This window comes from Streptococcus moroccensis (assembly GCF_030812835.1).
Lineage (GTDB): Bacteria > Bacillota > Bacilli > Lactobacillales > Streptococcaceae > Streptococcus > Streptococcus moroccensis.
The window spans coordinates 141,374-151,579 of the sequence record NZ_JAUSTM010000003.1 but is presented as its reverse complement, the minus strand read 5'-3'; the positions used below and the strand labels follow the sequence as shown (position 1 = coordinate 151,579).

The following is a 10,206-nucleotide window of genomic DNA, read 5'->3' as shown; positions in this document are numbered from 1 at the left end:
AGAGGGACCAATGAGAACCATAATCGGCTCATTAGACGATGGTTGCCTAAAGGAACTAAGAAAACGACCCAGAAACAGGTCGCTTTCATCGAAAACTGGATCAATCATTATCCTAAGAAAATACTGAACTATTTGTCTCCTGCACAGTTTCTTGAAAATGGCTAACTTCTACTTGAAATTTAGCATTTGTTTAAATTTTATCACTAAACCCTATTTTTGATTGATTAATCAAACTTCAGTAAACTCTGGATACAATAGTCAGATGATCTGTGATGTGTCTGTGAGGATGACTTTGGTTGTTTTCTAAAAACTTTTATAAATATTTCCATCTTGCATAATTGCAATGGCTTCAATGTTGGGCTCAAGCGCGACTTCTCCCATAATAGCAGGCAAAGATTTGCCAAACAATCGCGTCGTCCAAATTTCACAGTCAACAGACCGTTTGGATATAATGGTTAAACTTGCCAAGTCGGATTGAACGGGATACCCTGTTTCAGATGAGAAAATATGGTGATAGGTTTCACCATCAATGGTTAAGGTCCGCTCATAGATTCCTGAGGTGACAACTGATTGATCTCTAATCGGCAACACCAGACTGTTAATCCCTCGAGTTTTCTCAGGATTTTGAATCCCGATGCGCCAATAGCCATCCTCCTGATGCGGAGCTTTTCCCATGGTTAACACATTGCCTCCAAGGTTAATAAGGGCAGCAGACACGCCAACTGTTTTCAAATACGCTAAGAGCTTGTCAGCAATGTATCCTTTAGCTAAAGCCCCAAGGTCAATCTTCATGCCTTTTTTCAGGAGATAAACAGACTGGCGGTTATCATCTAACTGAATATTGTTAGGATCTATCAATGCCAGAACCTGGCTAATCTCCTCATGGATCGGTTTCTTGGCATCTTGAAATCCAATCCGCCAGAGCTGAATCAGTGGACCAATGGCGATATTAAGGTTAGAGCCAAGAGCACAGGAATGGGCTTTACCCAGTTTAATCAACTCATAAAGGTCTGGATGCACTGAAATTTCTCTTTGCCCTGCGCCATCATTGACGACCATTAGTTCAGAATCCGGTCGGTTTGCCGAAAAACGGCGCTCATAGAGATAGAGCAGGCGTTCGACTTCTGTTAAAATGGGTTTAGGATCCTGATGAAAAATCGTGACATCGATAATCGTCCCCATGAGTTTGATTTGCAATTTATGAGCCTTGTGTTGGGTCATCTTGGCGCAACCAAAGCTTGTAATTCTTGGTAAATCCGGTCATTTTCTTCTAAGCTATAGGAATTGGCCCCAGAGGCTAGGGGATGTCCACCCCCTGCATGCTCCTTGGCAATCTGGTTGATCGGCATGAACTTACTGCGCATGCGAACGCGATAGATGCCTGATTCTTGCTCGACAAAGATAGCCCAGACCTTGACATCTTCAATCTGACCAGGTGCGCTGACAATTGCTGAGGTTTCAGCATCTGTCAGGTCATATTCCTTGAGGATATCCTGAGTCAATACGACACGAGCAGCCCCATTTTCGTCCATCTCAAGATTGTCATAAACATAGCCTTGTAACTTGGCGATTTTATAGGAAAAAGAATCCATCTGCCGGGACAGTGCAGCTGCATCAAAGTTATAACGTCGAAGTTTGCTTGCCACATCAAATGTCGTGGCTGTTGTCGCTGGATAGAGAAAGCGCCCTGTATCCCCGACAATTCCTGCATAGAGTAACTTTGCCGTGTAAGCATCTAAATCTAAGTCATTTTCAAAGGCAAAACGAGCCACCAACTCTGATGCTGAACTGGCATTCGTGTCAACTAAGGCAATATCACCATAAGGATCATCATTTGGATGATGGTCGATTTTAATGAGATAGTCTCCTTGTCTATAACGTTGGTCATCTATCCTTGCCATATTGGCCGTATCGGTCACAATAACTAAGGCTCCTAGGTAAAGGTTGTCCGGCACCACGTCCATTTTCGCTAACCAAGATAGGGTAGGCTCGTCTTCTCCTGTCACAAGGATTGTTTTTTCAGGGAAATTGCGCTGCAATAATTTTTGCAATCCAACCTGGCTTCCTAGAGCATCTGGATCTGGTTTAAGATGACGGTGAATAATGATAGTGTCATAACGCTTGACTTTGCTTAATATTTCTTTATTCATAGCTTGTAAACTCCTTATACCTCATTGTATCACAAAGATTTTCCTTTGAAAAATAGAAAAATATGGTATAATGTGAGATATCTTATTTTTGGGAGGACCACATGGCTTTAGCGAAAATTGTCTACGCCAGTATGACAGGAAATACTGAGGAAATTGCAGACATCGTTGCTAATAAATTAGAAGAGCTCGGAGTAGACGTCGAAACCAATGAATGCACTACCGTTGATGCGGATGATTTTTTAGATGCTGATTTGGTCATTGTTGCGACCTATACTTATGGAGATGGCGAATTGCCTGACGAGATTGTTGACTTTTACGAAGACCTCCTCCAGCTTGACCTCTCAGGAAAAATCTATGGCGTTTGTGGGTCTGGTGACACCTTTTATGATGAATTTTGTAAATCTGTTGATGAATTTGAAACAGCCTTTGAAGCATCAGGTGCAACCAAAGGAGCTTCAGCCGTAAAAGTTGACCTGGCTGCTGAAGATGATGATATTATTAATCTTGAAGACTTTGCCCAAACCTTGGCTGAAAAAGTCCTTTAATTCCGATGGGAATCTCTATACCTTCTATCATGATTCAACAAAAGAAGCTTGGCACTCCCTAGCTTCTTTCTCTACTCTCTAACAGTATCGTCTTGTTAGCACCCTGTTTAAACTAAGGCAGTGTTGGTTGCATCTGAACCTCGTGCTTATCTGATATGGGCTCTGAACCTACTATCACACCACCTGATGAAAGGTAAAACAACTAATGACAAATCCTAATCGAGGACTTTCCTCCTTCACATTGAGAAGTATTGCGATGTTGGCTATGGTTATTGACCATACGGCTGCTATCTTCTTTCCGGACATCTTATGGCTTCGCTATATTGGTAGGGTAGCCTTTCCGATCTTTGCCTTCTTACTAGTTGAAGGGTATGTCCATACTAAGAAATTTTCCCATTATTTACTCCGTTTACTGGGGTTAGCCATTTTGACAGATATTCCATTTAATCTAATGTTAAATCAGTCTTGGGACTATGTCCCTTTTCAAAATGTTATCTGGACATTTGTCATCGGTTTAGCATCGATTTGGGCTATTGATAACAGTAAAGGAAAAATTCCTCGAGTCGCATGGTACCTATCAACTCTTGTCGTGATTCTGGTTAGCACTTTTCTAGCGGACTGGTTAGAAACAGACTACCACAGCCTAGGTATTCTCATGATTTTAGGGTTTTATTTCTTTAGAGGAAATAGCTTGCAAAATCGCAGCGGGCAATTTAGCATTATGCTACTAGCCAATGTTATCCTTCCTAATCTAAATACACTAACGGTTATTGGTTATGAGAATCTCCCTCTCTACTGGGATTATTATGGTTTTGAACTCATTCATCCTCAAATTTTTGCACTGCTAGCTCTTCCTATCATTTGGCTATATAGTGGTCAACAAGGGTACCATTCAAAAGCTGGTCAAGTCTTTAACTACCTCTTCTATCCCCTACATATGCTGGTTATCGGGTTACTAGCCTTGGCCCTTATCTAAATACATGATCGAAAATTTATCCCACTAGAAAAGTGATTTTGAGCAAATTCTATCTATTCTAATCTTTTTTAAGCAACTGAAACACTATGTTTCAGTTGTGAGGACGTAGACAAACCCTAGTTTTCTATCAAAAGGACATTACGAAGTTCTACCAGGGATTTAAAAAGTTGATTTTTTGCGAGCTAAGCGAGCAAGTATCGAAACTTTCCGCTGTGATAAAAGCACCTGAAACTATTGCGTTTCAGGTACTCGGAAGTTTTGAGACCTTAGGCTCAAAACTTAGGTTTGCTTTAACAGTCTGGGAGACTGTTAAAGGTTGGAAATAGAGCAAGCAATAGCTTGAGTCAGACGTCCAAAGGGAGTCGCTACCGTCCGTTATCACCTAAGGAAAGTTTCAAAAGAGACTTTGTCTTCAATCTGGCAACTGAAACACTATGTTTCAGTTGTTTTTTAGTACATAGACTGTAACCTAGCAAACTCCCTACCCTCATTCTTGTCACCACCGGGAGTTTTCTTCTTCTTGAATGTGTGTGTCTAGCCAACGGTCCACAGACGCTTTCCCCAAGTTCTATTTACAAGTTGGAGATAAGACGGGTTTGTAACAACTTTACAAGCTTCTATGCTAGGTCATTAGTTCGTTGATTCTTGACTTTTTGGATACGGTGGAGACAATATAACCTCAAATAATGAGAGCCTAGCAGTCTCTATATCATAGGCACTTTCTGTAATCCAATACTCGATAAAGCTGGTAATGCCCCCAGCAAAATAATGAATGTAGTCAATATCGGCTTCTTCTTGAAGGTTTTTAGCGTTAGACAACATGGCTTCTACCAAGACTTTCTTTAAGTATTTGGAAAATGCCACTTGTTCATTCTCTAATAACTGCTTTAAAACAGGACGGTGGGACTCCACAGCAGATAAAATATTTGAGACGTAAGCCCTATTTTCTGTATGGCCAATGTCTGAAAACTTATCAACGACAGGCAGACAACTCTTTTCAATATCAAGCACAATGTCCAAAATAATGGCATCATAAAGATTTTCCTTGCTTTCATAGTGAAGGTAGAAAGCGTTTCTAGAACAGCTGGCCCGCTTGCAAATATCGGTCACGGTAATTTTGGGATACTTTTTCTCATCCAAGAGCTTTAAGAAGGCTTGGCGGATATTTTTTTCAATTTTTAAGTAGCGTAAATCGTTTATCAAGTGACAATCCTTTCCAATGTGTATGTTAAGTGACAAATCAAGCCAAAGTGTCATTTGTCAACGTTAAGTGACACTTGTATACTAAAATCATACCTTTTCTTGTTACATAAAACAAGTAGAAATAACATTTTTAGAGGACAATACGATGACACAACAAAAACAAATGATTCTGAGTTTGGCTATGTTCGGAGCAGCAGGGCTCAACTTCAAATCCTGGACAGATCCAGAGGTCAAGCTCTCATCTTATCCTGACATTAATATCGATATTGAGGCTGCCAAATTAGCCGAAAAAGGAAAATTCCATTTCATGTTTTTTGGGGACTTCCCAGGAAACAAGGCTAGTGACACTAGTGATATGCAGACAATGGGATTGGATCCCATGATGATTGCCAGCATCATCTCAAACCACACCGAGCGTATCGGTATGGGCATTACCAGGGCTACTTCTTGGTCTAACCCTTACGATGTTGCACGACAATTTAAAACCCTCGATGCTTTAAGCAAGGGACGGATGGCCTGGAATGCGGTAACAGGGGCAAATGGGGTCAGCGCCAATGCTTACGGGGTCAATCTCGCTCCTAGCTTTGACCGCTATGGAAAAGCCTATGAATTTACAGAAGCGGTACAAGCGCTCTGGGCTACTTGGGGAGAAGATGCCTTAAAATTGAACCATTCGACAAAAGAATTTGCTGATTACGATCAGGTCAAGGCCATTTCCTTAAAAGGGAAATACGTGCAAAGCTCTGGGACCTTGCCAATTCCACCATCGAAGCAAGGGCAACCCTTGATTTTCCACTCAGGGGGCTCTGAAAACAGCATCGCCTTTGCCGGAAAATATGCAGATGTCTTTGTTGGAGAAGTCTGGACCATTGAACAAGGTCAAGCCATCCGCCAAGCACTTCGGGATGCTGCGGTGGCCAATGGTCGCCAACCGGATGACATCAAGTTTATCGCTGGTGTAATGCCCTTACTTGGTGATAACAAGAAAGAAGCTATTGAGAGACATGCCCAATTTATCGATGATGATACTTTCTTGCAGCGCGTGGCCCATATCGGCTATGTTTTGGGGATTGATTTTACCCCAGCTGATCTTGAAAAACCAATTGATCCAAAACTACTAGACCAGGTTGTGGTGACACCATACAGCGACCCTCGTCTTGAGAATGTTCTTAAAGTAGCGCGTGAAGGTTGGAGCTTGCGAGAGCTGGTTTACCATTCCGTGATTGACTACCATCCCGCTGCAGTTGGTACCGCACAGGATATCGCTGACTACATGACCGAATGGTTTGAAGCTGGCGCTGCTGACGGTTTTTGGGTGATGCCAGATGTCTACAAGGTTGACTTAACCCGCTTTGTCGATGAAGTCGTTCCAATCTTACAAGAAGAAGGCAGCTTCCACAAGGATTACGAAGGGGAAACCTTGCGTGAAAACTTAGGCGTTGCTTACCAATACGGCACGCGAGAAAGGGAGTAAAACGTGACAGAATACGTAACTATTATTGGAAACGGCAAAATGGGACGGACTCTTGCCAGCTATTTTGAAAAATCAGGCATTTCGGTGCAAAAGATTGGACGCCAAGTAGAAGACATCTTAGGAAAAATTGTTATCCTTGGTATTCCTTATGACGCCTTGGAGGAAACAGTAGCTCTATATGAGGACCAGCTTGATGAGAAAATCCTAGTAGACATTAGCAATCCTTTGGATTACCAGACCAAAACGTCTGTTTTAGCTGATGACCAATCGAGCAGCCTGCTTCTCGCTCAGAAATACCCTCATCTCCGTTTGATTAAGGCCATGAACACCAATTTTTCTTCAAGTCGGATGACAGCTGGAGATCACCCCTTGGTCTTAGTGGCTGGAAATGATGCATCTGCTAAAGAGGCGTTTTCAGCAGTCTTGCAGGCAGCGAACTTTCAACTTTAGATCTTGGAGATTTAAACCGCAGCAAGGACCTTGAAGCCTTTGCCCGTATTCAACTTCTGTTATTAGACGGTGGACATACGTCCAGCCTTGCAAGTTTTGCCCTATAAGGAGAAGGCCATCTAAGTTACTTGTCCCACTCTCATAACTAGTTTTCTTTTCATTGATTCCATCAAAATCTTTCCTCTCATTGTTAATTTTGATATAATGAAGAAAAAATTTGGAGTCTATCATGTCCACCTTAAAAAAACTAGGCTTGTCTTTCTTAATTATTTTTCCATTAACCTTAGGAATTGTCTTTTTCTTAAAACACCGAGATGCACAGCTATCACTACAAGGAAACGCCCCATCAGTAGAGACCACTTCTAGCTCTGCCGATACAAGCACGTCTAGCCAAGCAACCGATCCAGGTCTCCTTGGCCAAAGACTTCCTGATTTTACTTTGACGGCTCCTGAGGGTGAGGTTATTTCTAACCAATCCTTTGCAGGAAAACCCACTCTTTATATGGAATGGGCCAGTTGGTGTCCCCATTGCCAAGAGCAAATGCCAATTATCCAAAACCTATACCAGGTTTATGGAGATCGAGTTAACTTTGTCCTAGCCAATGCAACTGGGTCCAGAGGAGAAACCTTGGATGATGCCAAAAGCTACATGGATAGCCGCCACTATACAATGCCATGGTATAGCGATACGGATCTCATGGCAGCCAACGCCTTAGCCATCACTTCCTTACCAACTATCTTGGTTATCGATGAGAACCAGACCCTAGTGAGCCGTTTTGACGGCGTGCAAGAAGAAGAGAGCTTGGCCAAGTTATTGGACAGTTTGATACCATAAAAAGGAGCGAAAAATCGCTCCTTTTTTAATTGTATTTTTTGAGGTCCGCTTTGACAGCTACCAGCAATTTGGCTTTTTCCAAGGCTGAAATGGATTGGCGTTTGGTTAGGACCTGATAACCTGATTGACGACAGGCATCTAAAATCGCCCGATAATAATAAATGGCTGATAAGAGGGCCAAACGGGTTTCAGCTTTAACTAGAGGAATAATCCCAAGCCCATGCTCATAAAGATCTTCCGCATGTTTGGCTTGATTTTCCCAGAGCTCGATGAGGGGCTTTGTTAGCATTTCTTGGTCTAAATCCTTCTCATGGACCCCAAAGGTTTGCATTTTATCAGCTGGCAGGTAAATCCTGCCTTTTTGCCTGTCCTCACCAATATCCCTAAGGATATTAGTCACCTGCATGGCTTCACCGAGGTCTCTCGCGTAGCTCGCGCAGGCATCTGGTTGTTCTGATAGAATCGGCAAGAGCATGAGCCCAACTGTCCCCGCGACATGATAAGCATAGCGGCTCAAATCGTCCTGGGTCTCTGGTTGGCGAAAAGCCATGTCCATCCGTTGCCCTTCTATCATGTCGTAAAAAGGCTGAAAATGCATCGAATAGTGCTGAAACACGACGGCTAAAGCCCGCCAGATGAAATGATCAGGAACCTGACCAGCTTCAAAGGCTCTGAGTTGCTCCTCAAAGACATCCAGTCCAGCCAAATCTTGATTTTCATCAATCAGATCATCAGCCTGACGGCAGAAAGCGTATACAGCATAAACACTTAAGGCTTCTTCTACAGGTAATTGGGAAAAAGCCGCGTAAAAACTCTTTGAGGCACGTTTGATAATCTGTCGACAGGCTTCAAAATCTGCCACGTGCTCATGAAACTTAGTTGTTGTCATGCAAAAACTCCTCTACCGCTAACTGAGCACTCATAAGTACAATAGGAACACCTGCTCCAGGGTGCGTACTACTGCCGCAGAAATACAGATTATCGACTGCCTTAAACTTTGGTTGAGGACGGAAATAGTTGCTCTGAAGGAGGGTTGGCTTGAGACCAAAGGTCGCCCCATTATAAGCATTGAAACGTTCTTCAAAGTCCTTAGGTGTATAGATTTGCTCAAAGACGATGTGCTCATCGATATCCTCAAAGACGGTTTCAGCCTTCATCTTAGATAAAATCAGATCACGATAAGCTGCCACAGCTTGGTCTGACCAGTCCTTATACAGAGACAGCTCTGGCACTGGAACCAGGACATAGATGGCCTGATGCCCTTCAGGGGCCATAGTCTCATCGATTTGACTTGGCGAGTAGACATAGTAGGATGGATCTGTCGGCAACTTCCCTTCATCAAACAGGTCATTGACATTTTTCTGGAAATCTTGGGCAAAGAAGATATTGTGAAGGGACCCTAAGTCGTATGCCTTATCCACTCCCAAATAAAGGAGAAAGCACGAACAAGAGTATTCCATCTTAGCGATTTTGTTGTCCGTGTACTTGCCACGCGTCTTTTCATCTGGCAGGAGGTTGACCATGGCATGTGGAAAATCGGCATTACAGATGACCGCGTCAGATGGAACCACAGTATCTCCCAGACGAATCCCAGTGGTCTGTTTGCCCTCCACTAAAATCTCATCAACCGAGGCGCCGTAATGAATCTGGCCTCCTAGTTCGAGAAAGAGCTTTTCCATAGCCTTGGCATAGGCATGCATTCCACCCTTAAAATACTGAACACCATAAAAGAGCTCAATCATAGGGATAATCGAGTAAAGCGAGGGACCTTGATAGGGAGAAATCCCAATATAAAGGGTCTGAAAAGCCAGCGACTTCCGCAGACGGTCGTCTTTGACGAACTTAGCTATCGAGCTATAAGCATCGTTAAAGGTCCGCAGGCGAAGCGCTTGATAGATGGTCCGAGGATTGTAAAAATCCCAGGCACTCCGAAAAGATCTGGTCAAAAAGTGGTCTTTGGCGATCAAATAACGCTTGTAAATATCCGCTAAAAAAGCCAAATAGCCTTGCGCATCCTCATCAGAGATGCCTTCTAATTGATGAATCAGCTTGGTCAAATCGGTCGAGAGTGGCATGGCTTCGTCTTTTGAAAAATGAAGGGTCAGCATAGGATCAACTGGACCGTAGTCCATGTAATCCTTCAAATCTCGCCCACAGAAAGCAAAGACCTCTTCATACAAGTCCTTCATCATGACAATGGTAGGTCCAACGTCAAAAGTAAAGCCTTGCTCTTTAATCTGGTGCATCTTGCCACCAGGTTTATGGTTTTTTTCGTAAATGTGGACCTGGTGGCCCAAGTGTTGGAGGCGGATGGCTGAGGCAAGGCCAGCAACTCCTGCTCCAATTACTGCAATCTGTTTCATGACTACTACTCCATTTCTCTACAGTCTAGTCACGTTCCCTGTCCTCTTTATTTTACCAAAATATGTTTTTTTTTCCAGAAAATTTTCTTTGAAGTCTAAAATCATTCGGGATTTTAACAAAAAAACATGTTACTTAACGAAGTAAACCATAGATAGCATACTGAACATGAGCACCTATCATGACTGAGAGACACTGAAAAAAGTGGAAAA

10 protein-coding genes and 1 pseudogene are annotated in these 10,206 nt (G+C 42.9%); 6 read left to right on the top strand and 5 right to left on the bottom strand.

The genetic code is table 11. The features are described 5' to 3' along the window. Positions 1–165: pseudogene (locus tag J2S23_RS02455) on the top strand (IS30 family transposase); the annotation flags it as partial. 138 nt (positions 166–303) lie between these two features. On the opposite strand, the gene J2S23_RS02450 reads toward J2S23_RS02455, so the two are convergent. Together J2S23_RS02450 and J2S23_RS02445 are read right to left on the bottom strand one after the other, a co-directional pair. Continuing rightward, positions 304–1,221: an FAD:protein FMN transferase gene (locus tag J2S23_RS02450; RefSeq protein WP_307121183.1), complete on the bottom strand. Its 918-nt coding sequence runs from the start codon at positions 1,219–1,221 to the stop codon at positions 304–306. Continuing rightward, positions 1,218–2,150, bottom strand: coding sequence for a DHH family phosphoesterase (locus J2S23_RS02445; RefSeq protein ID WP_307121182.1), 933 nt, complete (start codon positions 2,148–2,150; stop codon positions 1,218–1,220). The genes J2S23_RS02450 and J2S23_RS02445 overlap by 4 nt, the downstream gene beginning before the upstream one ends. Positions 2,151–2,251: 101 nt before the next feature. Here J2S23_RS02445 and J2S23_RS02440 point away from each other — a divergent pair, with 101 nt between their 5' ends. Then, positions 2,252–2,695: a flavodoxin gene (locus J2S23_RS02440; RefSeq protein WP_307121181.1), complete on the top strand. Its 444-nt coding sequence runs from the start codon at positions 2,252–2,254 to the stop codon at positions 2,693–2,695. Positions 2,696–2,900: 205 nt separating this feature from the next. Next, entirely contained in the window at positions 2,901–3,671 is a 771-nt protein-coding gene (locus J2S23_RS02435; protein WP_307121180.1) for a TraX family protein, read from the top strand. A gap of 630 nt (positions 3,672–4,301) precedes the next feature. On the opposite strand, the gene J2S23_RS02430 is transcribed toward J2S23_RS02435, so the two are convergent. Next, positions 4,302–4,874, bottom strand: coding sequence for a TetR/AcrR family transcriptional regulator (locus J2S23_RS02430; protein WP_307121179.1), 573 nt, complete (start codon positions 4,872–4,874; stop codon positions 4,302–4,304). Between the two features lie 145 nt (positions 4,875–5,019). On the opposite strand from J2S23_RS02430, the gene J2S23_RS02425 reads away from it, so the two are divergent. From J2S23_RS02425 to J2S23_RS02415, 3 genes are all read left to right on the top strand, one after another. Then, positions 5,020–6,348: an NtaA/DmoA family FMN-dependent monooxygenase gene (locus tag J2S23_RS02425; RefSeq protein ID WP_307121178.1), complete on the top strand. Its 1,329-nt coding sequence runs from the start codon at positions 5,020–5,022 to the stop codon at positions 6,346–6,348. Between the two features lie 3 nt (positions 6,349–6,351). Next, entirely contained in the window at positions 6,352–6,798 is a 447-nt protein-coding gene (locus tag J2S23_RS02420) for an NADPH-dependent F420 reductase (RefSeq protein ID WP_307121177.1), read from the top strand. 229 nt (positions 6,799–7,027) lie between these two features. Further along, on the top strand, positions 7,028–7,633 hold the full coding sequence (locus J2S23_RS02415) for a TlpA family protein disulfide reductase (RefSeq protein WP_307121176.1): 606 nt from the start codon (positions 7,028–7,030) through the stop codon (positions 7,631–7,633). Positions 7,634–7,658: 25 nt separating this feature from the next. Here J2S23_RS02415 and J2S23_RS02410 read toward each other — a convergent pair whose 3' ends face one another. Together J2S23_RS02410 and J2S23_RS02405 are read right to left on the bottom strand one after the other, a co-directional pair. Then, a complete protein-coding gene (locus J2S23_RS02410) occupies positions 7,659–8,522 on the bottom strand; it encodes a phytoene/squalene synthase family protein (protein WP_307121175.1) in 864 nt (287 codons plus the stop codon). Beyond that, entirely contained in the window at positions 8,509–9,996 is a 1,488-nt protein-coding gene (locus J2S23_RS02405; protein ID WP_307121174.1) for a phytoene desaturase family protein, read from the bottom strand. Before J2S23_RS02405 ends, J2S23_RS02410 begins: the two co-directional genes overlap by 14 nt. Between the last annotated feature and the right edge of the window lie 210 nt (positions 9,997–10,206).

Coding starts and splice junctions, on each gene's coding strand:
- J2S23_RS02435 (WP_307121180.1), top strand. CDS start 2,901: ATGACAAATCCTAATCGAGGACTTTCCTCCTTCACATTGAGAAGTATT.
- J2S23_RS02405 (WP_307121174.1), bottom strand. CDS start 9,996: ATGAAACAGATTGCAGTAATTGGAGCAGGAGTTGCTGGCCTTGCCTCA.
- J2S23_RS02450 (WP_307121183.1), bottom strand. CDS start 1,221: ATGACCCAACACAAGGCTCATAAATTGCAAATCAAACTCATGGGGACG.
- J2S23_RS02440 (WP_307121181.1), top strand. CDS start 2,252: ATGGCTTTAGCGAAAATTGTCTACGCCAGTATGACAGGAAATACTGAG.
- J2S23_RS02410 (WP_307121175.1), bottom strand. CDS start 8,522: ATGACAACAACTAAGTTTCATGAGCACGTGGCAGATTTTGAAGCCTGT.
- J2S23_RS02445 (WP_307121182.1), bottom strand. CDS start 2,150: ATGAATAAAGAAATATTAAGCAAAGTCAAGCGTTATGACACTATCATT.
- J2S23_RS02425 (WP_307121178.1), top strand. CDS start 5,020: ATGACACAACAAAAACAAATGATTCTGAGTTTGGCTATGTTCGGAGCA.
- J2S23_RS02415 (WP_307121176.1), top strand. CDS start 7,028: ATGTCCACCTTAAAAAAACTAGGCTTGTCTTTCTTAATTATTTTTCCA.